Below are 23,336 nucleotides of genomic sequence, written 5' to 3' on the forward strand. Positions count from 1 at the left end.
TCCACATGAGCATCGCGCTGAAGAACACGGTCCTGACCTACCCCGACGGCGACACCCGACTGCGGGCCCTCGACGACGTGGACTTCGCCGTCGGCCGCAGCGAACTGGTCGCGGTGACCGGACCGTCGGGGTCCGGAAAGTCCAGCCTGCTCGCCGTCGCCGGGCTGCTGATCACCCCAGACTCCGGCACCGTCACCGTCGACGGCGTCGACGTCACCGACCTGAGCAGGTCGGAGCGCACCACCGTCCGACGCACGCAGCTCGGTTTCGTCTTCCAGCAGGCCAACCTGATCGCCTCGCTCACCGCCACCGAACAGTTGCTGATGATCACCCACCTCAGCGGCGGCAAGGTCCGCGGCCAGCGGGCCCGCGCCCGCGACCTGCTGTCCTCGCTGGGCCTCGAACAGCAGCTCGACAAGCGCCCGCACCAGCTCTCCGGCGGCCAGCGCCAGCGGGTCGCGATCGCACGGAGCCTGATGAACGACCCCTCGGTGCTGCTGGTGGACGAGCCGACGTCCGCGCTCGACGAGAGCCGGAGTCGTGAGATCGTCGGGCTGTTGGCCGATCTCAGCCGGGACCGCGACGTGGCGATCGTGATGGTCACCCACGACCTCGGTCAGCTCGATCTGGTCGACGAGGTCTACGAGATGCACAGTGGCCGGTTGACCCGGGCGGCAGTGCCGGCCTGACACCGGCTGAACGGACCGTGGGCCCGGACGCTGAGTGCGTCCGGGCCCACGGCTGTATCAGGTGATGTGGCGCTAGCTGCTACCGAACAATCCGCCGAGTCCGCTGGCGCTGCCGGTGCCGCCGCCGGTCGAGGGCACCGAATCGGCGACGGTGATCGTCGTCGTCGCCTCCGAGGCGAGGTAGCCCGGTGCGCCGGTGTAGACCGCGCGGATGTCGACGGGGCCGTTGACGGTGAACGTGTAGGTCTGGTTGGCGACGCCGCCCGTCACGGTGACCGGGTTACCGAGCGGCTCGGGCCCGCTGAAGAACTGCAGGGTGCCACCCTGGGCCTTCGGGGCCACATTGGCCGTCAGGAAGATAGCGCTGCCCTTCTGCGCAACCGCGGGCACATTGAAGGTGATCGTGGTCGCGACGTCCGTCGCACCCGGGGTCGTGATGCTCAGTGTCTGCACGTTCGAGGTGGAGGCGGCATATCCGGGGGCACCGGAGAACTCCGCGGTGATCGACTTGTCGCCGGCCACGTTGAAGTTCTGGACCACGCTGGCCTTGCCGTCGGCGCCGACCGTGCCGGTGCCGAGAACGGTCATGCCGTTCTTGAAGGTCACCGTGCCCGCGCCCGGGAACGGTGACACCTGCGCCTGCAGGCTCACGTCGACATTGGTCTGTGACGTGGTCGGGATGATCAGCGTCGTCTGCGTCGTCATGTTGCCGGGAGCGACCGTCGCGGTCTGCACTGCCGAGGTCGACGTGGCCGAGAACGGCGTCTCCAGGAACGTCGCCGTGAAGTCGTGTGAACCGGCGTCCGTGGAGGCCGGGGTCCAGTCGACCGAGGTCGCGCCGTTGGCGTCCAGGCTCCCCTGACCGATCTTGTTGGTGCCCGCGAAGAACTGCACCAGATCGCCCGCCCGACCACCGAGCACGTTCGCCTTCAGAGTCGACTTGACGCCGCCCTGGAGCACCCCGACAGGCGCGAGGGTCGTGGTGGTGACGTTCTTCGGCACGATGAACGCCGGGCCCTGGTTGAGGTACGCGCCGGACGCGGCCGCGCCGTTGTACTGGATTCCGGAGTTCAGCGCCGCCGCGCGGGGGCAGTTGGCCCCGACTTGGTACTGGAAGGAGAAGGTCGGCGAGTTCGTCGCATCCACCGGCCAGCTGCCGGCCACGCGCAACGTGCCCGCGCCCTGGCTCTGCAGCGCGACCGGGATACCGGCCACCGTCGCCGAGCCCGCGACGTAGTTCATGCAGGTCGGGTGGTCGTCCTCGAACCAGTTGACGGTGTTGGCTCCCGCCACGGTCGTCGTGACGGTGACGACCTCACCCTCGAGCGGGGCGGTGTTGCTCACGGTGCGGCTGAAGTTCACCGCGCCGTCCGCCCACGTGATCGTCCCTGGGGCCGCGACCGCGGCACCCGCCCCCATCGTCACCGCGAAACCCGCGGCGACCGCTAACGCACCCGTCGCCGCGACCACGCGGCGCACAGACATCCCCGACATGTCTTTCCTCCAGAGCCGAGGGCACCCACCAGCGTGGGAACACCCAGTGTTGTCGTCCCGGAAACCGACTCCCCCAACTTTCGGGGCCATCGGCGTGGACCGAATCGAGAGGCAGTAGACCACGCCCGGAAAGGGCGCGAGGGCACTTTCGACCAACAAGATGGACGGTTGTCCGGTCTGTACAGAGAAAAAACAGACCAATAGGTCAGTCCCGGGATCGCTCCTACAGGAACTTGCTGAACTGGTCGTTGGCCTTCTGCATCACGAACTCGTACGGCGGCGCGAACTTGCGGGCCCACCAGTACCCGAAGCGAATGTCGTTGGAGGTGTACACCAGGTAGCGGTCACGCTTGATGCCGCGCACGATGCAGTCGGCCACCTTCTCCGGTGTGACCGCGCGCTTCTCGAAGCGGTGCACCAACTTCCGAACCCGCGGGTCGTCGCGGTCCACCCCCGCGATCTGGACGGTGCCCACCAGTGGGGTCTTCACCCCACCCGGCACCACCAGGGAGACCCCGATGCGGTGCCGCTTGAGGTCGAAACGCAGTACCTCGGAGACACCGCGCAGGCCGAACTTGCTGGCGCTGTACGCGGCGTGCCACGGTAGCGCGAGCAGGCCCGCCGCCGAGGACACGTTGACGAGGTGGCCGCCGCGACCGGCCCGCACCATGGGCGGCACGAAGTTCTCGATGATGTGGATCGGGCCCATCAGGTTGACGTCGACCATCGACTTCCAGTGCCGGTGCTCGAGGTTCTCGACGGTGCCCCAGGCGGAGATGCCGGCGACGTTCATCACCACGTCCAGCGCGCCGTGGTCGGCGTCGACCTCCTGAGCCCACGCGGTGACCGCGTCGTAGTCGGAGACGTCGAGCGCCCGCGACTGCGACACGGTCCCGCCGGCGCGGCGGACGAGTGCGACGGTCTCCTCGAGTCCCACGGCGTTGATGTCGGTGAGGAAGAGTTCGGCACCCTCGGCCGCGGTGGCCAGGGCGGTCGCCCGGCCGATCCCACTGCCGGCGCCGGTGATCAGGCACTTCTTTCCGCGCAGATCCTTCACCGCTGTCTCCCCCTGCCGTGTGGTCACGTCAGGCGGAGTCTACGCGGCGACCGCGGGCGGCAGGCCCGGGTAGTCGCGGCCGGTCGCCGACGGTCGGGGCCCGTCGGAATCGCGGTGCCGCACCGGCTTACAGCCGAGTCGACATCTCGTCCTGGTAGTCGCGGATCGTCTTCTCCATGGCGTCGGCGGCCGCCGTGTCGTCGTGGCGGCGGGCCTCGTCGGCACGGTCTCGCAACGTCCGAATCGCGGTGCGCAACTCGTTGTCGGTCATCCTGTGATCCATGCCGTCAAGTCTGCTCCGCCGCGCGACGAGTGCCAACCGGCCGACCGGATCGAGACCACAACGTTGACCACCTCGACCGCCCTGGTTCGCGCGATATGCTCGAAGAGTCCACGGCAACCTCGGTGCCGGACAACTCTTCGATCGAGGCTCCCACCATGGGCGATGTCGACTCATTCGCGTCACCGCGGGACGGCGCCGGGATCACCGCGGAACTGAGCGCCGCGGGTTTCGAGAAACCCGAGGAGGTCGGTCGGGGCGGTTTCGGCATCGTGTACCGCTGCCTGCAACGTGCCCTCGACCGGACCGTGGCAGTGAAGGTGCTCACCGCCGACCTCGACGAAGACAATCTCGAGCGCATCCAGCGCGAGCAACGCGCCATGGGCAGGCTCTCGGGACATCCGCACATCGTGGACATCTTGCAGTCCGGCGTCACCGGGTCCGGCCGGCCCTACATCGTGATGCCGTACCACCGGCACAATTCGCTTGACGCCCTGGTCCGTGCCCAGGGACCGATGGACTGGGCGGAGGCGGTCGCTGTCGCGGTGAAGGTGGCTGGGGCGCTCGAGACCGCGCACCGCGTCGGCACCCTGCACCGGGACGTCAAACCCGCGAACATCCTGCTGACCGGATTCGGTGAGCCACAACTCACCGATTTCGGAATCGCCCGTGTCGCAGGCGGATTCGAGACCAGCGCCGGCGCGGTCACCGGTTCCCCGGCGTTCACTGCCCCGGAGGTGTTGCTCGGCCGACCACCGACCGCCGCCTCCGACGTCTACAGCCTCGGGTCGACGCTCTTCTGCCTGGTCACCGGGCACGCAGCCTACGAGAGGCGCAGCGGCGAGCAGGTGGTGGCCCAGTTCCTGCGGATCACCACCCAGCCCCTCCCCGACCTTCGCCCCGACGGCCTCCCCGCCGACCTGTGCACGGTGATCGAGGGGGCGATGTCGGAGGATCCGGCCGATCGCCCGCCATCGGCGGCGGCCTTGGGCGACGCTCTGCGCGAGGTGCAACGCAGGCACGGGCTCCGGATCGACGAGATGGCGCTGCCCGACGACGTCGCACCCGAGGGCACCGACGCCGACGTCACCGCGGCGTTCCCCGCCCCGCTCCCCTCGCGCGCCGCCACCGCGCGGCGCTCGGCCCGCACACCCGGCCGCGGGGCCTCTGCGACAACCACTCCGCCGACACCCGAGACCAGGTTCCGGCCGCCGACACCGACGCGGGCCCTGGTCGAGCGGCGACAACTGGTCGAGGCGATGCGCATCGACCAGCGCCGCCGGCTGACCGTGGTGCACGCGCCCGCCGGGTTCGGCAAGAGCACGCTGGCCGCCCAGTGGCGCGACGCGCTCACCGCCGACGGGGTCGCGGTCGCCTGGCTCACGGTCGACAACGACGACGACAACGCGGTGTGGTTCCTCGCGCACCTCGTCGAGGCGATCCGCCGCGCGGCGCCCAGCCTCGCCGAACAGCTGCAGCTGACACTCGAGGAGCACGCCGACGAAGCCGAACGCTATGTGTTGACCTCCCTGGTCAACGAGATCCATGATCGCGGCGAACGCATCGCCCTGGTCATCGACGACTGGCATCGGGTCTCCGGCACCGCGACGATCGACGCGCTGGACTTCCTGCTCGAGAACGGCTGCCATCATCTGCAAGTCCTCGTCACCAGCCGTAACGTGACCGGGCTGCCGATGAGTCGGATGCGGGTCCGCGACGAGCTGGTCGAGATCGACTCCGCCGCACTTCGTTTCGACGTCGCGGAGTCGCAGCAAATGCTCGTCGAACTCGGCGGCCTGCGACTGTCGGATGCCGATGTCGCCGGGCTCAACCAGTCCACCGACGGCTGGGTTGCGGCGCTGCAGCTCGCCGCGTTGTCCCTGCGCGAACGCGACGACCCGGCCGAACTGATCGACAGCATCTCCGGCCGGCACCATGCCATCGCCGAGTATCTCGCCGAAAATGTCCTCGACACAATCGATTCCGACACTCTCGAGTTCATGCTCGCGACGTCGATGACCGCCAGGACGTGCGGCGAACTCGCCTCCGCGCTCACCGGCAGTCAGCGGGGTCTGGCGATGCTCGAGGAGGTCGAACGGCGCGATCTGTTCCTACGCCGGATCGAGAACGACAACGACTGGTTCCGCTACCACCACCTGTTCTCCCAATACCTGCGCCGACGGCTCGACCGCGACCATCCCGAGCGGGTGCCCGAGCTGCACCGGACCGCCGCGCGCTGGCTGGCCCGACACGAACACCTCAGCGAGGCAGTCGATCACGCGTTGCGCGCCGGCGACCCCGGCCTCGCCGTGGACCTGGTCGAGGCGCACGGCAGCGACCTGGTCGAACGCTCGCGGCTGGCCACCCTGCTCGGCCTGGTCGGCAAGCTGCCGCCCGCGGTCGCGGCGACCCGGCCCCGATTGCAGCTGGCGGTCGCCTGGTCCAACGCGCTGCTGCAGCGCGTCGCACCGGCCGAGACCGCGCTCGACCTCGTCGACGCGACGCTCGAGGACGGCGGTCTGACCGCGGTCGAGATCGGGGACCTTCGCACCGAGGCCGCCGTGGTCAAGGGCGTCCTGGCCGTCTCCGCCGGCCGCCTCGACGGAGTCCGCGAGCTCACCGCCGCCTGCCGGGAGCGCGCCGACACGCTGCGTCCCTGGGTGATGTCCGCGGCCGCGAACGTCGCGTCGCTGTCGGCCCTCCATCGGTACGACTTCGCCGAGGTACGCCGACTTCAGGAGTGGGCCCACCGATACCACGAGCAGACCGACAATCCCTTCAGCGCGACGTACGGCTACTGCTTCTCGGGGATCGCGGCCAACGAGGAACTCGACGTCGCCGCCGCCGAGCAGGACTTCCGGACCGCACTGGCCCACGGGGCCAGACTCGGCGGCGGCTCGCACATCACACGACTCACCGGGTCACTGCTCGGCAACCTGCTCTACCAGCGAGGCGACATCGCCGAGGCCGAGCGACTCCTCGACGAGAGCATCGAACTGCCCACGGGGCCGACCGGCATCGACTTCCGGCTCACCTCGCTCGGGGCGGGACCCAAGATCCGTGCCCTCCGCGACACCCTGACCTCCTCGGCCCGCGACCTGTGGGGGCGAGTCAACAGCCCCGAGTCGGACAGCCCGTCGGCGGGCCTCGCCGATTCCGCCACACCCGAGGTCGTCGGACTGGCCGCCTACACCGCGGAGATCGAGGAGATCGCGGGCATCCGGGCACTCATCGCCGAGGACTTCCCCGGCGCGGCGGAGGACGCGTGCGTCAGGTCCCGGGCACTCGTTGCGCGACTCGACGGCCACGGCAGGCCCCGCGCACTGCTCGAGGCGCAGCGACTGCTCGCCGCCTCCTTGGCTGCGGCCGGACACCGGGACGAGGCGTGCGCCACGCTGGCGCCGGTCGCCGCGACCTGCGCGGAACTCGGGCTGGTCCGCTTCATGCTGGACGAGGGTCCGCCCATCGTCACGGCCGTCACTGCGCTGGCCGAGGACCGGCGCTCCGGTCGGTGGCCGCCGGAACGGCCGAACGTCCCCCTCGGCTTTCTCGAGAAGGTTCTCGCGGCCGCCGCGGAGCCGAACGAATCCGGTTGAACTGCAGAAACAATCGCAGGATGTCGACGATCCCCGCCGCCTGGAGCGGCGCGAGATGCAGAAAAGGCGCCATCCGTCTCGCGGATGACGCCTCTTCCTGCCGATCTGGTGGAGCTGAGGGGAATCGAACCCCTGACCTCTTCGATGCGAACGAAGCGCGCTACCAACTGCGCCACAGCCCCTGACCACGCCCCCGAAGGAACGCTCGGCAACTGTAGCAGGACGGAGCGTGCAGTAAAAAATCGGCCGGTCAGCCGGGTATTCAGCCCCTCCCCGACGCACCGCCGGGGGTTGCGGCGTCGAGGATGGTGCACCCGAGCGGGGTCGCACGCCACTGCTCGAACGAGCGCTCGAGCGCGAAGCGACCGTCCGGCTCGCGCACCAGCGTCCGACTCTCCGCGTTGCCGGGGTTGTTCAGCGACTCGAAGTACTCCACCGACCAGTGGAACCAGCGCATGCAGAACAGCCGCATCGTCAGGCCGTGCGTGACCACGAGGGTGTTCGGTGGGTAGTCGGGCTTGGCGAAGTGCCGGTAGAGCGTCTCGAGGAAGGTGCTCACGCGGTCGAAGACGTCCGCGCCCGACTCCCCCTCGGCGAATCGATAGAAGAAGTGGCCGTAGCTGTTTCGCAGTTCACGCTGCCGGGCGATGTCGTGCGGATCCTGAAAGTTCGCCCAGTCCTGCTCGCGCAGGCGGGGCTCCTCGATCCGGCGATCGATCAGGTCGTCGATCCCCAACGCGTCGAGGGTCTGGTACGCCCGCAGGTACGGCGAGACGTACACGCAGACCTTCCGACCGTCGAACTCCGCCCGCAACCGCTGCCCCGCGGCCCGCGCCTGCTCGACACCGCGCGCGGTGAGCGGGATGCGGTAGTCGGGCAGGCGCTCGTAGATCGCGGGGTCGATGTTCGCCTCGGACTCCCCGTGCCGAAGCAGCACGATGCGCTCGGGCGCGTGCGCCGGAGCCGACAACCCACTGCGCTGGGGCAATGGGGCTACTGCGCTCGGCATTCGCGGGCTATTGCCCGACCACCCGCCGAACCTCCTGGGGGGGAAGGTCCTCACCGGCCTGCTCGTCGTAGTAGTCGAGGTGGTCGAAGCTCGGATCGCCGTCGTCGACCTCGAGGACCACGGCACCGGGCCTGCGCAGCCGCGACGGGATGAGCCGGAGCTCCTCGTCCTCGCGGGACTCGACGCCGAGCCGGGACCGGCTGAGCCTGGCCATCCGCCTGCGCCGGATCTCCTGCTCGATCTGCACCTGGCGGCGCAGGTAGGCCATGTACCCGACCAGTGCCACGACCCCGGCGACGCACGCCCACCACATCGCCGGCGAGATGACGACTGCCAGCGCCGCGGACATGATCGAGACCAGCACCAACCCGAGGACTGCGCGCTGACGGAAGGAGTACCGGGCGGCCTGCGCGATGGCGTCGGCCTCCGGGTCGAAGCCGCCGCGCCCGCGGCGCTGCGGCACGTACCGCCCGGCCTCGTCGCGGTCGTCGTGGCCGTAGTCGTCGTGGCTGTAGTCGTCGGATTCGTCGTACTCCCGATCGTCGAACGCCGCGTCGGCTCCTGCGTGGGATTCCATCCAGTCCTCCGCGTCCATCGGGCGATTGGGATCGCTGCGCCAGTTCGGATCGCTACGGTGCCCGGTCGCCGGACCACGCTTGTGCTGCCGGGCGAGTTGATCCCTGTCGAGCACCCGCGTCGCCAGCGCGACGTCGGTGGTCTGGCGAATTCTGGGACGACGCTTGGCCTGCATGGGCAGCAGCACGATCAGCCACACCACCACCAGCGCAATCCACAGCAAGGAGGAGTTCATCATGTCAGCGACCTCCCTCCCCGTCGTCTGTCTGCACGGCTGCTACCAGCACGCCTGACCGAAGTGGCATGCCCAGGCTAGTTGTCCCGACGCCCTGTTCCCCGCAGACGCGCCGACTCATCTTTCCCACATGCCACATTAGTCACTACCGACCCACCCCCGCACACCGGGTAGCCAAAAGATAACCAGCGAGGCTCAGCCCCAGGTGGCCTTACCCGAACGCACCAACCTGTCGACGACCGTGGCCTCGACCTCCTCGACCGTGATCGCCACCAGCAGGTGGTCGCGCCAGGCGCCGTCGACGTCGAGGTAACGCCGCAGCAACCCCTCCTCGCGGAAGCCGACGTTGCGCAACACCGCCTGGCTCGCCACGTTCTCCGGCCGGACCGTCGCCTCGATGCGGTGCAGGCCGACCGCCGAGAAGCCGTGGTCGAGGCCGAGCGCCAGCGCTGCGGTCGCAACGCCCTGGCCGCCGACCTCCTTGGTCACCCAGTAGCCGATCCAGGCCGAGCGCAGCGCCCCTCGAACGATGTTGCCGATCGTCAGCTGTCCACAGAACTTGCCGTCCAGCTCGATCACCATCGGCAACATCCGCCCCTTGCGCGCCTCCGACCGCAGGGACGAGCACAGGCCGGGCCAGTTGCCGATGTGGTGACGGGCCTCCCACGGGCCCTCGCCGGTGGGCTCCCACGGTCGCAGGTGTTCCTGGTCCCGGATCCGGATGCGGCTCCACGCGGCGGCATCGCGCAGCCGGATCGGTCGCAGCGTCACCCGCCCGGCACCGACCACGAGTGGTCCGAGCTCGGCCGGCCACCCCGGGTGGACGGAGTATCGACCCAGCGCCGTCGCCACCGCCTCAGCCTCGCTGAGCGAGGAAGGCCACGTCGACCTGATCCCCGGTCCGGATCTCGGTGACGTCGGGATCGATCAGCACCAGGCAGTTCGCCTCGGCCAGGGTGGCGAGCAGATGGGAGGACGCTCCCGGCGCGCCGCCGAGCGCCTGCACCAGGTACTCGCCCGTCGACTCGTCCCGCATCAACTGCCCCCGCAGGAATCCCTTGCGCTTCTCGATCGAGGTGATCGGCGCGACCGTCCGCGCGGTCACGATACGACGCATCGGCTGCCGCCGACCGAGCGCGATGCGAATCAGCGGCCGGACCATCACCTCGAACACGACCAACGCGCTCACCGGGTTCGACGGCAACAGGAACGTCGGCACCTCGTCGCGGCCGAGCTGGCCGAAGCCCTGCACCGACCCGGGGTGCATCGCCACACGCTCGACCTCGAGGTCGCCGAGCTCACGCAGCGCCTCGCGGACCTGGTCGGAGGCCCCACCTCCGACGGCGCCCGCGATGATCACGATCTCCGACCGGATCAGCTGTCCCTCGACCACCTCGCGCAGCCGACGGGAGTCGGCGCCCGCGATCCCCACTCGGTTCACGTCGGCGCCGGCGTCGCGTGCCGCCGCGGCGAGCGCGTAGGAGTTCACGTCGTACACCTGGCCCGGCCCCGGCGTGCGATCGACGTCGACGAGTTCGCCGCCGACGGTGATCACCGAGAGTCGGGGCCGCGGGTGCACGAGGACTTTGTCCCGCCCGACCGCGGCGAGCAGGCCCACCTGGGCTGCACCGATGATGGTGCCCGCGCGCACCGCGACGTCACCGGGCTGCACGTCGTCGCCGATCCGGCGGACGTAGTCGCCCGAGCGGACCGGGGCGAGCACCCGCACTCGGTTCTGGCCACCGTCGGTGCGGTCGAGCGGAAGAACGGCGTCGGCGAGGGTGGGGAGCGGCGCCCCGGTGTCCACCCGCACGGCCTGACGGGGCTGCAGCCGGGTCGGCTGGCGGGACCCGGCCGTCACCTCACCGACCACGGGCAGCGTGATCTCGATCGGTTCGCCGTCATCGCCGAACATGTCAGCACCCGCACCCGCCACGTCCACGCTGCGCACCGCATAGCCGTCGATGGCGGCCTGGTCGAATCCGGGGAGGGGACGCTCGGTGACCACTTCCTCCGCGCACAGCAAGCCCTGTGCCTCGGAGATGGCGACGCGCACCGGCCGGGGCGCGACCGCGGCAGCGGTCACCCTGGTCTGCTGCTCCTCAACCGAGCGCATGTAGTCATTGCCTCCCGACCCCACTACCGACCCGTCTGCTGCAATCTCTGCACGAGCCATTCGCGCAACGACGGGCCGTACTCTTCGCTGTCGAGCGCAAAGTCAACCGCAGCACGCAGGTACCCGCCGGGATTTCCGAGGTCGTGTCTCCCACCACGATGCACCACCACATGCACCGGATGCCCCTCCGCGATCAACAACGCAATCGCATCCGTCAACTGCAACTCGCCACCCTGCCCCGGCGTGATCCGACGCAACGCATCGAAGATCGCCCGATCCAACAGGTACCGGCCCGCCGCCGCGAACGTCGACGGCGCATCCTCCGGCTTCGGCTTCTCCACCATCCCCGTGACCTTCAGCACGTCCGGGTTGGTCGCGTCCGGGACCTCCTCGACCTCGAACACCCCGTACGCACTGACCTGATCCTTCGGCACGTCGATCGCACACAGCACGCTGCCACCACGCTTGGCCCGCACCCGCGCCATCGTGTCCAACACCCCACGCGGCATCACCAGATCGTCCGGCAACAACACCGCGATCGCGTCCTCGTCGTCGTCGAGCACCGATTCCACACACCCGACCGCATGCCCCAGCCCCAGCGGCTCGTCCTGCACCACCGACTGCACCGCCAGCAGACCCTGCGCCTTGCGGACCTTCTCGAGCAGATGCGACTTCCCGCTCTCCTTGAGCTTGCTCTCGAGCACCAGGTCTTCGACGAAGTGCGCGACCACCCCGTCCTTGCCCTCCGAGGTGACGATCACCAGCCGCGAAGCACCCGAATCCGCAGCCTCACCCGCAACCAGCTCGATGCCCGGGGTGTCGACAACGGGCAACAACTCCTTCGGCACCGTCTTCGTCGCGGGCAGGAACCGGGTACCCAGTCCCGCCGCGGGCACGACCGCCGTGCGGAAGTGCCGTGTTTCATTGGTGCCGGACTCTGTCATGAGCACACCCTATCTACCGGTTGGTCGCCCACGAGTTCGTAGGGTTACCTGTATGGATTCACCTGGGCGGACACCGTCGGCGCCGGCACTGACGAAATCGCAGTGGCGCGAACGCGTCCTGGCGGCGCGCCGGACGCTCGATCCCGACGTCCGCGCCGCCGAGGACCGGGCGGTCGCCGCGGCAGCCCATGACCTGGGGACGACGGCCGGGGCGTCGGCGACGGTCTGCGCCTATGTGCCGGTGGGCCGCGAGCCCGGGTCGATCGAGATGGTCGAATCGCTCAGCCTGGTGGTGGGACGGGTGCTGTTGCCCGTCGCGGGCGCACCCGGACCGTTGCAGTGGGCGCCGTACCGCGGACGCGACGCGCTGGTCCGGGCCTCGTTCGGACTACTCGAGCCCGCCCGACCGCACCTGCCCCCGGAGGCGGTCGCCGAGGCGGCACTGGTGTTGGTGCCGGCGTTGGCGGTGGACCGCCGTGGGGTGCGGCTCGGCCGCGGGGCCGGCTTCTACGACCGCAGCCTCGCCCTGGCCGACCCCGGCGCCCGCCTGATCGCGGTGGTCCGCGACGACGAGCTGGTGGACCAGCTGCCCGAGGACCCGCACGACATCCGGATGGGCGAGGCGCTGACACCCGCTCGAGGCGTGCAGTTGCTGCGCTGATCGTCCGCACCACCGGCCCCGACGAGGGCAGTGTCGACCCGAGGGAATGGACAGCTGATTAGCGGCGTTGGCACTCCTGACTGTAAAGTGCCAATGCCTGCGGTATCACTACCCAGGCCTGAGTACCCCGTGCGGAGGAACCTGCAGTGCCCACCTACTCCTATGCCTGTACCGAATGCAGCAACCGGTTCGACATCGTGCAGTCCTTCAGTGACGACACCCTGACGGTCTGCCCCGAGTGCTCGGGCAAGCTCCGCAAGCTCTTCAACTCGGTGGGCATCGTGTTCAAGGGCAGCGGCTTCTACCGCACCGACAGCCGCGGCGGCGGTAGCACCGCAAGCGAGGCGGCAGGCACCAAGACGGAGTCGGCGCCCGCCAAGAGCGATTCTTCGTCGTCGAGCTCGACCGCGAGCGCACCCGCGCCCGCCGCAAGCGCCTCCACCAGCTAGTTTCGAGTTGTCCACAGCCGCCGGATTCGTCCACAGGACGGGTCCGGCGCGACTGTTTCCCGCCTCGGGCGGATCTAGCGTGTGTTCATGCCACGCCGTCGCGACACCCTCGCCCGCACCCTCGGCGACCGCCTCGCGCGACTGACCAGACCGGGGTGGGCGCGCACCACTCTCGCCCGCCGGATCGGGGCGGCGGCCCTCGCGCTGGCCGCACTCGTCCTGCTGATCCGCGGCGACCGGGACGCCGACGAAGTCTCGGTGGTGACCGCAGCCCGCGATCTGACACCCGGCGAGGTCCTGACCCTCGCAGACCTGAAGGTGACGCCGACCGGTGCCGGCGCCGTGCCCGCGGGCGCCCTGCGCGTGCCCGAGGAGGCGGTCGGGCACACCGTGGCGGGCCCGGCCCGGCGTGGGGAAGCTCTGACGGACGTACGCCTCCTCGGGCCTCGCCTCGCGGAGGCCGCCGTCGGCGGGCCCGATGCCCGGGTGGTCCCGATCCGGTTGGCCGATCCCGAGGTCACCGACGTGCTCCGTGTCGGCGACCGGGTCGACGTGCTCACCGTCGGCGCCGACCGGTCCACCGAGCCTCGCATCGTGGCGTCGGGCGCCACCGTGGTCCTGGTGACGGCGAAGGAATCCGGCCGCACCACGCGGGAACGGGTGGTCATGCTCGCACTGCCCTCCGCAGCTGCGACAACGGTGGCCGCGGCGTCGCTGTCCGGCGCGTTGGCCGTCACCTTCCGCTGATCGACCGGATGTGCGCTTGCCCGCGGGCGGTTAGGGTTCCTAGCATCGTTGTCCAAGCTCACCAACCGGCCGATCGAAACGGAGACACCATGCTCAAGGGCTTCAAGGACTTTCTGCTCAAAGGCAACGTGCTCGATCTCGCGGTAGCGGTCGTGGTCGGCGCGGCCTTCACCGCCATCGTCACCGCCTTCACCAACAACATCGTCAATCCGCTCATCGCCTCCGTCGGCAGCGCCGAGATGGGATTCGGCTTCCAGATCACCGACAATCCGGAGACCTTCGTGAACGTCGGCGCAGTCCTCACCGCGGCCATCAACTTCGTGATCATCGCCGCGGTCGTCTACTTCGTGCTCATCCTGCCGTACAACCACGCCAAGGCACGGTTCGGCAAGCCCGTCGCGGAGGCGTCCACCGACAACGAACTCCTCAGCGAGATCCGCGACCTGCTGGCCGAGAGCCCCGCCATGCGCAGGCAGTAGCCACTCACCCGCCGAGCACAATCTGGGCCCGTACCGAAATTGGTACGGGCCCAGACTGTTTCGAAGTACTCGGAGATCAGCCGATGCTGAACGGCTGACCCCACAGGGTCACAGTGCTCGACACGTTCTCGGTGTTGACCTTCACCTTGACGTAGGAACGGGCCTGCGCGTAGCCGGCGCACCCCTCGACCCCCATGGTCGAATCCGCCCACGTCACCGACCCGGAGTTGCCGGTGAAGGAATTCTCGCCGGAGTGCGACTCGCCACCGAAGTCGTCCGGGGCCTCGAGGTCGAGGAGGCTGAACGCCTGCGCCTCGCCGGGGCCGATGGAAACGTTGCCGGTACCACCGGCGCTCGGCTCGGACGGAGTGCCGTCCCAGCCGGCGCCCATGCCGGACTCGGCGCCCGCCTCGCCGCCGAGGGTCAGCTGACACGCCACGATGTAGCCGGGTTCGATCTTGCCGCCCTCGGCGTTCGGACCCGAAATCTCCACCTTCGCCGACCCCGACACCCACACGTTGCGGTGCAGCGGCGTCGCACCCATCGACGGCGACACCGTCGCGGACTCACCGGTGCGGGTCACCGTCACGACAGTGCCGTCGACCAGCGTCTTCGAGATCGACCCGTCCGGCAGCGGCACGAAGGTGTCCGCGTTCGCGGCACCCGCGGAGAAGAACCCGATCGCGACGGCGGCGACCGATCCGACCGATGTCACCTGCAGCCCGCGACGCAGGCCCTTGTTGGAAGTACGCATGAAAACCCCTCTGAGGGAAGTCATCTCACATCCGGTGAGATGGAATGAACAAGGAATGAGAAGAACGAGACTCGATCAGCCGATGCTGAAGGGCTGGCCGTACAGGGTGGTCTTGGAGTAGTCGTTGCCGACGATCTCGACCACCGTGTAGGACCGCGCCTGGGCGTACCCGCCGCAGTTCTGGATCTCGAGCTGCGTGTCCTGGTACTGCACCGAGAAGGCGCCGTTCTTCTTGATGTCCTTGCCCGCCACGTTCACGAACTTCACCTGCCCCGCAGAGACTGGCACGGTCAGCGATCCCGACAGGGAGGGACCCGACAGGTCCATGCCGGCGCCGAGCGACCCGCCGAGGCCGGTGATGTCCACCTGGCAACCCACGATGTAACCGGTGCTGATCCGCGAAACCCCGTGTGTGGACGAGTTGTTCGTGCCCTTGTCGTTGGTCGCGCCGTTCCACGGGCCCGCCTCACCGTCCTCCGAGACGCCCGTGACGTCCGCGGTGACGGTGCCCGACACCCACGCGACACGACCGGCGCCGTTGGCTGCCAACGAGGGAGAGATCAGCGCACTCTCGCCGGTGCGGGTGACCGTCGCACCCGGTCCGGCCTTGTGCCCGTCGGGCAGCGGGACGAAGGTGTCGGCACTCGCCACGCCGGTGGACATCAGGCCGATCGCCACGGCGGCAACGGCGCCGACGCCACCGATTCGGGCGCCGCGTCGCACGCCGGACTTGCGGATCTCACTCATTCGTACCCCTCACAGGTGTCGGCCCAGCGCCCGGCGGTCGGGAGCTGAGCTTGGTTGCCTCGCAAAGCTAAAGCCTTGGACGGGCGTCCGAAAGGGTGCAAACCTCACTTTTACGCATCGTTAACTGTGCGGGAACCGAACGAAACACACGAAGCCGGGGACCTGTGGATTCCTCCGTGTGGTCCCCGGCTTCGCGGGAGTGTCGAACAGTGAGTGGAATCACGCGCTGACCCGTAATCCGGTCCGCCGGTGAGTGATTCAGCTCACACGAGCGGGCTTCAGCCGATACTGAACGGCTGACCCCACAACGTGACGATGCTGTTGACGTTCTTCGTGTTCGCAGTCACCTTCACGTAGCTACGGGCCTGCGCGTAACCCGCGCAACCGTTGACTGCAATGGTCTCGTCGGCCCACGTGACCGAACCACCCTTGCCCTTGAAGGCGTTGGCACCCGAATGCGACTCGCTACCGAACGCGTCGGGAGCCTCGAGGTCGAGGAGCTTGTAGTTCACGGCCTGGCCCGGTCCGATCGACACGGTGCCCGAGCCCTTGCCCGACTGCGTCGTCTTGTCACCCGCGTAGTTCGACCCGATACCCGAGTCGGCGCCCGCCTTGCCGCCGAGGGTCAACTGGCAACCCACCACGTAGCCCGGCTCGATCTTGCCGCCGTCGGCATTCGGACCGATCAACTCGACCTTCGTCGAACCCGACACCCACACGTTGCGATGCAACGGCGTCGCACCCAGCGACGGCGAGACGTTCGCGGACTCACCCGTACGGGTGATCTTGACGACCGTGCCGTCGGTGAGGGTCTCGGTGATCGACCCGTCCGGCAACGGCACGAGGGTGTCCGCGTTGGCGGCACCAACCGAGAAGAGGCCGACGGCGACGGCGGCGGCCGCACCGACGGAGGCGATCTGCAGCCCGCGACGCAGGCCGGTCTTACTGGCGTTCATGAATTCCCCTCTGAGGGTTAAGATTTCACAGTGGTGTGGAACTGTGCGCGCCGTTCACCCCCATCGGGGTGAACGCCGCGCACGGGCGCCGAAGGCGCGTCAGCCGATGCTGAAGGGCTGGCCGTACAGGGTGGTCTTGGAGTAGTTGTCGCCGACGATCTCCACCACGGTGTAGGACCGGGCCTGGGCGTAGCCGCCGCAGTTCTGGATCTCGAGCTGGGTGTCCTGGAACTGCACCGAGTACTTGCCGTTCTTCTTGATGTCCTTGCCCGTGATGTTCACGAACTTGACCTGCCCCGCGGACACCGGAACCGTCAGCGAACCGGAGAGCGACGGACCGTTCAGGTCGATACCGCCACCGATCGACCCACCCAGGCCGGTGATGTCCACCTGGCAACCCACGATGTAACCGGTGCTGATCCGCGAAATCCCGTGCGTGGACGAGTTGTTCGTGCCCTGCTCGTTCTTCGCCCCGTTGTACGGACCGGCCTCGCCGTCCTTCGTGATCGAAGACACGTCCGCAGTGACCGTGCCCGACACCCAGGCCGTACGCCCGGCACCGTTGGCCGCCAGCGACGGCGAGATCAACGCACTCTCACCGGTACGGGTGACCACCACCCCCGCCGCCGACTTCGACCCGTCCGGCAAGGGCACGAAGGTGTCGGCGCTCGCCACACCCGTCGACATCAGGCCGATCGCAACGGCCGCAGCCGCGCCCACACCGGCGATACGGGCGCCACGGCGCAGGCCGGACTTGCGGTTCTCGCTCATTCGTTCCCCTCATCACGTTCTGCTACTTCTCAACCTCGACCGCCGAGATTGACGAGTGGTCCCATAAGGCCCGGCGAAGTATTACCAACGCCGATGACCGCGAGGTGAACCCGAGATGATCAATTGTTGGTACGCGCATTACTGATGAGGTGCCATCGGTAAGCCGTCTTCGCCCGAGGGGACGTACCCATCGACGGCCCGCCTGGACCATTCGAGGAGCTGACTCGCCGAGGAGGCTAACCAGGGCGGACCACGCTGGCAATGAATAGTTTTCGCGAAGGGGCGTGAGTCGTCACACAGTGTTAAGGAAACAATTCGCCGCCGACCGGACACGGTCGACGGCGAATCATGTGACGGCGTCAGGAAGCTGTTCACCGGACGTTTCATTTCCGTCAATCTTTTGCCAGGGCATGTCCTAGCCGTGGTGCGGGGGAACCTGACGTCGCAGCCACTCGTCGCCGCCGGACTCGGAGGATCCAGGCGAGTCGCCGTCGCCGCGCTCGTCGCGCGTGGTGTCGGGGAGGACGTCACCGAAAATGCGCGCCAGCCGGGCCCGATCGATCGGGTCCCGGCTGGGGCGTGCCTGCTCGGCGTGGTCGGTGATGTCTATTCCTCTATCCAGGAGAGCTCGCCGATCACCTGGCCGGCGAGCGGCGTGAGCGTGGCCATCCCGTCGCGCACGGCGGCACGGGACGAGGCCAGGTTCACCACCAGGGTACTTCCGGACACGCCGACGAGTCCGCGTGAGAGCCCGGCGTCGAGCGCGCCCGCCGCGAGCCCGGACGAGCGCAGCGCCTCACTGATTCCGGGGATCTCCCGGTCCAGCACGGCTGCGGTCGCGTCGGGTGTGACATCGCGCGGGGAGACACCGGTGCCACCGACGGAGATCACCAGGTCGACGCCGCCGATCACCGCGGTGTTGAGGGCATTGCGGATCTCGACCTCGTCGGCCGCCACCGCGACGGTGGCGTCGACGAGGAACCCCGCCTCACCGAGCAGCTCGGTGACCAGGGGTCCGATCGAGTCCACCCCCTCGCCGTGAGCGGTTCGATCGTCGACGATCACCACGAGAGCGCGGCCGGCCAGCGGGGTTTCGATGTCCATGACTCCTACGGTAGTGGCTGACCGGCCGGTGGAACCGACCCGGCCGTAAATCCGGGACACGGCCGAACGGCCGCGCCCGGAGGCGCGGCCGTTCGGTGTGACCATCAACGCCCGCCCGTGGTGGGCGCCGCCGCGAGAGTTACCTCGACGGTCTTCGGGTTCCCGCCGTTGGCATCGGTGTAGGTGACCTTGACCTTGTCGCCCGGGGCGTGCGAGCGGATGGCCGCGATCAGCGCGTCACCGCTGTCGATCATCCGGTCGTCGACCCGGGTGATCACCACACCCTTCGGGATGCCGGCCTGGTCGGCGGGGCCGCCCTGCGTGACGTCCTGGACGCCCGCTCCGTGTGAGGTGTCCCGAGAGGACACCGACACCCCGACGATCGCCTGGCTGGCCTTGCCGGTCTTGGTCAACTCGTCCGCGATGCGGCGGGCCTGGTCGACGGGGATCGCGAAGCCGAGTCCGATCGAGCCGCCCTGCTGTCCGCTGGCCGCCTCGCCGCCCAGGGTGGCGATCGCGGTGTTGATGCCGATCAGCTTGCCGTCCATGTTCACCAGCGCGCCACCCGAGTTGCCGGGGTTGATCGCCGCGTCCGTCTGGATCGCGTCGATGACGGTGTTCTGGTTGCCGGACTCGCCGCTCGTGGAGACCGGGCGGTTGAGGGACGAGATGATGCCGCTGGTGACGGTGCCCGCGAGACCGAGTGGCGATCCGATCGCCACCACCGGCTGCCCGACCTGCAGGTCGCCGGAGGTACCCAGCTCGATCGGGGTCAGGTCGTTGCGGCCGTCCACCTTGATGACGGCGATGTCCGAGGTCGGATCGGTGCCTACCAGTTTCGCGGTGGCGGTGGAGCCGTCGGCGAACGCGACCGCCAACTTCCCGTTCGGGCCGGCGCCCGCTGCCACGTGGTTGTTGGTCAGGATCAGACCGTCGGAAGACAGGATGATGCCGGAGCCCTCACCCTCGGCGTTGCTGCCGGTGACCTGGATCTGCACCACGCTGGGCAGCACCTTCTGCGCGACCGACTGCACCGAACCGGCCGGGGCGTTCGCGGTCTGGGTGGCGTTGGCCCGCGGGGAGTTGAGCGCGTTGGTCACCTGGCCGGAACCGCTCCCGTTGTTCGCGGACCAGGCGCCGACGGCGCCGCCGATGCCGCCGCTGACCAGCGCGAGCGCGATGGCGCCCGCGGCGATCGCGGTGCGTCCCGACTTCGGCTTGCCGGCGGTGCTCGGACCGACCGACACCGGAGCGGCCATGCCCGCGGTGGTCTGGCCGCCTGCGGTCGGGTACTGGGCGGTCGCGCCGTACGGGTCGTGCGGCTGCTGGTAGCCGCCGTACGGCGCCTGCTGGTAGCCGGACTGCTGGTAGGCCTGCTGCGGGTGCGCCGAGGTCGGGTGCGCGACGGTCGGGTACTGCTCGGTCGGATTGTGGGCCGCCGGGTTCACCGCGGTCTGGTCGTCCGACGGCGCCGACGGGGTGTGCGGCGGCTGACCGGCCGGGGTCTGGGTGTTCGGGGGCTGGGCATTCGGGGGCTGGGCATTCGGGGGCTGGGGCGCCCAGTGCGAATCCTGACCCTGGTTCTGCTGGTCGTCGCTCATGGCTGTGTGGTGTCCGTTCTCCCCTGCGCACCCGCGCGGGCACGCTTCGAATTCGATCTCGTTGTCCCCAAGCCTGCACGCGCGTTCTGAGAGAGGCCTGAGACCCACCTATCAGTTTGCCGAGATCCTGTTGTCAGCACGACCATCCGCGACGAAATCGGCCTCGCCGGGAAGCACGATCGTGATCAGGGCCCCGCCGCGGACGGACTCCCCCGCGGTGACCGTGCCGCCGTGCTTGACGACCACCTGCCGGACGATCGCCAGCCCCAGCCCCGATCCGGGCATCGACCGCGCGGCGGTCGCACGGTGGAACCGCTCGAACACCAGTTGCCGGTCCTCGGGCGGGATTCCCGGTCCCGCGTCGTCGACGGTCAGCGCGAGGTGGCCTGCGTCCAACTGTCGCATCCGCACCCGCACCTGCGCACCCGGCGGGCTCCACTTCGCCGCGTTGTCGAGCACGTTGAGCACGGCTCGCGCCAGCCCGGCACCGTCGCCGTAGACGAACCACGGCACGGTCTCGACCTCGAAGTCGACCTCGTTGCGTCGCCGGCGGGCCCGCTCGAGCGAACGCTCCACCGTCTCGGCGACGTCGATTCGCTCGTGCACCGTCTCCGGCGCGTCCTCGCGGGCCAGGTCGACCAGGTCGCCGACCAGCGTGGACAGTTCCTCGATCTGGGCGATCACGTCCGCGCGCAGTTCCGCCATGTCCTCGTCCGGAATGCGGGGAGCGCCGGGTCGTCCGGACGCGATGAGGAGTTCCATGTTGGTGCGCAACGAGGTCAGCGGCGTCCGCAGCTCGTGCCCGGCGTCGGCGACGAGTCGGCTCTGCCGGTCCCGCGACTCGGCCAGCGCCCGCAGCATCGTGTTGAACGAGACCGTCAGTCGGGCGAGTTCGTCGTTGCCGGTCACCGGGATCGGGGTGAGGTCGTCGGTGCGCGCCACCCGTTCGGCGGCCGCCGTCAGCCGGGCGATGGGCCGTAAACCGGTGCGGCCCACCGCCATACCGGCGAGCGCGGCCAGCCCGACACCACAGCCGCCGACGACGAACAGCACCCAGGCGAGCCGGTCGAGCACTTCCCCGGTCGGCGCCAGTCGTTGCGCGATCACCAGGGTGCTGCCGACATTCGTCTTCTGCGTCAGCACCCGCTGTCCTTCGATGGTGCGCAGCGCGGAATCGTGTTCGCCTCGGGCGACGGACATCTCGGCGTCGCCGATGGGCGCGTTCGAGCCCGGCGGCATGTACACCTTCAGGTCCGGGAAGATCAGCGCGACGCTGATGTCGTTGGAGTAGAAGGTGGCCAGAGAGATGGAGCGGAAGTCGAGGGCGTCGAGGTTGTTGTCGATCAGGGTGGCCGAGCGGCTGCGCAACTGCGAGTCGACCTCGTTGTACAGCGCGCGCGAGACCACCGCGTAGGCGGCGATCGCCATGACCGCCACCGCGATTGCCACCACCGAGGCGGCGAGAAGGGTGACCCGCCAGCGCAGTGACACCGACCGGGTCAGCGGCATCGGCGGGCGCATCTCGGGCATCGGCGTCGGCTCACCGAACGTGGTGCCGGGTGCCGGGTTCTCTGCGGGTGTGTCCGACGCGGCGACCTTGTGCGCCGTCGCGCCGCGTCCGAAGGGTGCGACCATCACGGGGGCGTCTCCCGCAGCACGTAGCCGACACCGCGGACGGTGTGAATCAGCCTCGGCTCGCCATCGGCCTCGGTCTTGCGTCGCAGGTACCCGACGTACACCTCGAGCGCGTTACCGGAGGTCGGGAAGTCGTAACCCCACACCTCCTCGAGGATGCGGCTGCGGCTGAGCACCCGGCGCGGGTTCGCCAGCAGCATCTCCAGCAGGGAGAACTCGGTGCGGGTCAGACTGATCGAGCGCCCCTTCCGGGTGACCTCGCGGGTGACCGGATCGAGGGTGAGGTCTTCGAAGCACATCGTCTCCGAGTCCGCGCCCGGCTCGGGGGCGGCCCGCCGCAGCAGCGCACGCAGTCGGGCGAGCAACTCCTCGAGGGCGAACGGTTTCGGCAGGTAGTCGTCGGCGCCCGCGTCCAGACCCGCGACCCGTTCGGAGACCGAGTCCCGCGCGGTCAGCACCAGGATCGGCAGGTCGTCACCCGCGCTGCGCAGCCGGCGGCACACCTCGAGCCCGTCGAGGCGGGGCATCATCACGTCGAGCACGAGGGCATCGGGCCTGTTCGCGGCGATCTTCTCGAGCGCGTCGAGCCCGTCGACGGCGAGGTCGACGGTGTAACCGTTGAAGGTGAGGGAGCGGCGGAGCGATTCCCGCACGGCACGGTCGTCGTCGACCACCAATATGCGCATGCTCATAGTTTCTACCTGTGAACTGAGATCCGGCTGAGAGGTCGCTGAGGCGTGTCGGTGGAGATCGTGTCCGACGGGATCAGTCGTCGACCAGACGCGGTCCGGGCAGACTCCAGTGACGCCACAGGGCAACCAGCCGGATCGCCGACGCCGAGATCGTCCCCACGACGAGTGCGATGTCGGTGTTCAGTCCCAGGCCCGAACAGGCCACCACGGCCGTCGACCCGATCAGCGCGGGTATCGCGTACAGGTCGCGCTGAAGCAGCAGTGGGATCTCGTTGACAAGAACGTCGCGCAGGACGCCGCCGCCGATCGCCGTGGTCGCGCCGATCAGGCAGGCCGCCTGACCGCTGGCGCCCGCGTCCAGCGCGATGGCCGCGCCGCTGCTCGCGAACAGCCCCATCCCGACGGCGTCGAGCACCAGGATCTCGCGGCGCAGCCGTCGGACCGCGGCATGCAGGAAGAACACCACCAGCGAGGTGAGCACTGCGGTGGTGAAGAACCTCCAGGTGTTCAGGGAGGTCGGTGGGGTGATGCCGAGCAGGACGTCGCGCAGGACGCCGCCGCCGATGGCCGTGAACACCCCGATCAGGCAGACCCCGAAGATGTCGAGTCGCTTGCTCACCGCGACCAGCGAACCGGACGCCGCGAAGGCCACGACACCGATCAACTCGACAATCTTCAGCAGCACCGGTCCAGGGTGTCACGGCGCACGACGGAAATACCGCTACCGCCGCGCCCGGAGTTCCC

Annotated in this window: 24 protein-coding genes and 1 tRNA gene; 6 read left to right on the forward strand and 19 right to left on the reverse strand. The window is 69.0% G+C overall.

Annotated features, from left to right (window positions below; translation table 11 throughout):
- The first annotated feature begins 5 nt into the window (after positions 1 to 5).
- Positions 6 to 689: an ABC transporter ATP-binding protein gene (locus FK531_RS05050; protein ID WP_142095779.1), complete on the forward strand. Its 684-nt coding sequence runs from the start codon at positions 6 to 8 to the stop codon at positions 687 to 689.
- Between the two features lie 72 nt (positions 690 to 761).
- On the opposite strand, the gene FK531_RS05055 is transcribed toward FK531_RS05050, so the two are convergent.
- From FK531_RS05055 to FK531_RS22265, 3 genes are all read right to left on the reverse strand, one after another.
- Positions 762 to 2,183, reverse strand: coding sequence for an Ig-like domain-containing protein (locus FK531_RS05055; RefSeq protein ID WP_181762825.1), 1,422 nt, complete (start codon positions 2,181 to 2,183; stop codon positions 762 to 764).
- Between the two features lie 223 nt (positions 2,184 to 2,406).
- A complete protein-coding gene (locus FK531_RS05060; RefSeq protein WP_142095782.1) occupies positions 2,407 to 3,267 on the reverse strand; it encodes an SDR family oxidoreductase in 861 nt (286 codons plus the stop codon).
- Between the two features lie 100 nt (positions 3,268 to 3,367).
- Positions 3,368 to 3,523: a hypothetical protein gene (locus tag FK531_RS22265; protein ID WP_181762826.1), complete on the reverse strand. Its 156-nt coding sequence runs from the start codon at positions 3,521 to 3,523 to the stop codon at positions 3,368 to 3,370.
- 155 nt (positions 3,524 to 3,678) lie between these two features.
- Here FK531_RS22265 and FK531_RS05065 point away from each other — a divergent pair, with 155 nt between their 5' ends.
- On the forward strand, positions 3,679 to 7,116 hold the full coding sequence (locus FK531_RS05065) for a serine/threonine-protein kinase (protein ID WP_142095785.1): 3,438 nt from the start codon (positions 3,679 to 3,681) through the stop codon (positions 7,114 to 7,116).
- A 106-nt stretch (positions 7,117 to 7,222) separates the two neighbouring features.
- On the opposite strand, the gene FK531_RS05070 is transcribed toward FK531_RS05065, so the two are convergent.
- The 6 genes from FK531_RS05070 to FK531_RS05095 all read right to left on the reverse strand — a co-directional run bounded on the left by FK531_RS05070 (position 7,223) and on the right by FK531_RS05095 (position 11,996).
- Positions 7,223 to 7,298: transfer RNA gene (locus FK531_RS05070), tRNA-Ala, on the reverse strand.
- A gap of 80 nt (positions 7,299 to 7,378) precedes the next feature.
- A complete protein-coding gene (locus FK531_RS05075; RefSeq protein ID WP_220126921.1) occupies positions 7,379 to 8,104 on the reverse strand; it encodes a histidine phosphatase family protein in 726 nt (241 codons plus the stop codon).
- 28 nt (positions 8,105 to 8,132) lie between these two features.
- Complete coding sequence (gene sepX / locus FK531_RS05080; protein WP_142096658.1) at positions 8,133 to 8,936, reverse strand: divisome protein SepX/GlpR; 804 nt, start codon at positions 8,934 to 8,936, stop codon at positions 8,133 to 8,135.
- A gap of 195 nt (positions 8,937 to 9,131) precedes the next feature.
- Positions 9,132 to 9,788, reverse strand: a complete 657-nt coding sequence (locus FK531_RS05085; RefSeq protein ID WP_246097898.1) for a GNAT family N-acetyltransferase — start codon at positions 9,786 to 9,788, stop codon at positions 9,132 to 9,134.
- 4 nt (positions 9,789 to 9,792) lie between these two features.
- Positions 9,793 to 11,052 (reverse strand): molybdotransferase-like divisome protein Glp, encoded by a 1,260-nt coding sequence (gene glp / locus FK531_RS05090; RefSeq protein WP_142095789.1) that lies wholly within the window; start codon positions 11,050 to 11,052, stop codon positions 9,793 to 9,795.
- Positions 11,053 to 11,075: 23 nt separating this feature from the next.
- Positions 11,076 to 11,996, reverse strand: coding sequence for a UTP--glucose-1-phosphate uridylyltransferase (locus FK531_RS05095; RefSeq protein ID WP_142095791.1), 921 nt, complete (start codon positions 11,994 to 11,996; stop codon positions 11,076 to 11,078).
- Between the two features lie 52 nt (positions 11,997 to 12,048).
- Between FK531_RS05095 and FK531_RS05100 the strand changes: the two genes are divergently transcribed.
- The 4 genes from FK531_RS05100 to mscL all read left to right on the forward strand — a co-directional run bounded on the left by FK531_RS05100 (position 12,049) and on the right by mscL (position 14,332).
- Positions 12,049 to 12,657, forward strand: a complete 609-nt coding sequence (locus FK531_RS05100) for a 5-formyltetrahydrofolate cyclo-ligase (RefSeq protein WP_142095793.1) — start codon at positions 12,049 to 12,051, stop codon at positions 12,655 to 12,657.
- Between the two features lie 146 nt (positions 12,658 to 12,803).
- Positions 12,804 to 13,106: an FmdB family zinc ribbon protein gene (locus FK531_RS05105; protein ID WP_142095795.1), complete on the forward strand. Its 303-nt coding sequence runs from the start codon at positions 12,804 to 12,806 to the stop codon at positions 13,104 to 13,106.
- An 87-nt stretch (positions 13,107 to 13,193) separates the two neighbouring features.
- Positions 13,194 to 13,853: an SAF domain-containing protein gene (locus FK531_RS05110; RefSeq protein WP_142095797.1), complete on the forward strand. Its 660-nt coding sequence runs from the start codon at positions 13,194 to 13,196 to the stop codon at positions 13,851 to 13,853.
- Between the two features lie 89 nt (positions 13,854 to 13,942).
- Entirely contained in the window at positions 13,943 to 14,332 is a 390-nt protein-coding gene (gene mscL, locus FK531_RS05115) for a large conductance mechanosensitive channel protein MscL (RefSeq protein ID WP_142095799.1), read from the forward strand.
- 76 nt (positions 14,333 to 14,408) lie between these two features.
- Here the strand turns inward: mscL and FK531_RS05120 are convergent, their stop codons facing one another.
- The 10 genes from FK531_RS05120 to FK531_RS05165 form a co-directional block, all read right to left on the reverse strand.
- Entirely contained in the window at positions 14,409 to 15,086 is a 678-nt protein-coding gene (locus FK531_RS05120; protein ID WP_142095801.1) for an MspA family porin, read from the reverse strand.
- 75 nt (positions 15,087 to 15,161) lie between these two features.
- Complete coding sequence (locus FK531_RS05125; RefSeq protein ID WP_142095803.1) at positions 15,162 to 15,833, reverse strand: MspA family porin; 672 nt, start codon at positions 15,831 to 15,833, stop codon at positions 15,162 to 15,164.
- A gap of 278 nt (positions 15,834 to 16,111) precedes the next feature.
- The gene (locus tag FK531_RS05130) at positions 16,112 to 16,789 is read right to left on the reverse strand and encodes an MspA family porin (protein WP_142095805.1); all 678 of its coding nucleotides are present in this window, start codon (positions 16,787 to 16,789) and stop codon (positions 16,112 to 16,114) included.
- Between the two features lie 99 nt (positions 16,790 to 16,888).
- A complete protein-coding gene (locus tag FK531_RS05135; protein WP_142095807.1) occupies positions 16,889 to 17,560 on the reverse strand; it encodes an MspA family porin in 672 nt (223 codons plus the stop codon).
- 415 nt (positions 17,561 to 17,975) lie between these two features.
- Positions 17,976 to 18,170: a hypothetical protein gene (locus tag FK531_RS22605; RefSeq protein WP_142096664.1), complete on the reverse strand. Its 195-nt coding sequence runs from the start codon at positions 18,168 to 18,170 to the stop codon at positions 17,976 to 17,978.
- Positions 18,167 to 18,664 (reverse strand): MogA/MoaB family molybdenum cofactor biosynthesis protein, encoded by a 498-nt coding sequence (locus FK531_RS05145; protein ID WP_181762827.1) that lies wholly within the window; start codon positions 18,662 to 18,664, stop codon positions 18,167 to 18,169. The genes FK531_RS22605 and FK531_RS05145 overlap by 4 nt, the downstream gene beginning before the upstream one ends.
- 104 nt (positions 18,665 to 18,768) lie before the next feature.
- Positions 18,769 to 20,265: a S1C family serine protease gene (locus FK531_RS05150; RefSeq protein ID WP_181762828.1), complete on the reverse strand. Its 1,497-nt coding sequence runs from the start codon at positions 20,263 to 20,265 to the stop codon at positions 18,769 to 18,771.
- A 111-nt stretch (positions 20,266 to 20,376) separates the two neighbouring features.
- Positions 20,377 to 21,900, reverse strand: a complete 1,524-nt coding sequence (locus FK531_RS05155) for a HAMP domain-containing sensor histidine kinase (RefSeq protein ID WP_142095809.1) — start codon at positions 21,898 to 21,900, stop codon at positions 20,377 to 20,379.
- A complete protein-coding gene (locus FK531_RS05160) occupies positions 21,900 to 22,586 on the reverse strand; it encodes a response regulator transcription factor (protein ID WP_142096673.1) in 687 nt (228 codons plus the stop codon). The genes FK531_RS05155 and FK531_RS05160 overlap by 1 nt, the downstream gene beginning before the upstream one ends.
- A 79-nt stretch (positions 22,587 to 22,665) precedes the next feature.
- On the reverse strand, positions 22,666 to 23,277 hold the full coding sequence (locus FK531_RS05165; RefSeq protein ID WP_142095811.1) for a trimeric intracellular cation channel family protein: 612 nt from the start codon (positions 23,275 to 23,277) through the stop codon (positions 22,666 to 22,668).
- Between the last annotated feature and the right edge of the window lie 59 nt (positions 23,278 to 23,336).

Source organism: Rhodococcus spelaei (genome assembly GCF_006704125.1).
Classification (GTDB): domain Bacteria; phylum Actinomycetota; class Actinomycetes; order Mycobacteriales; family Mycobacteriaceae; genus Rhodococcus_G; species Rhodococcus_G spelaei.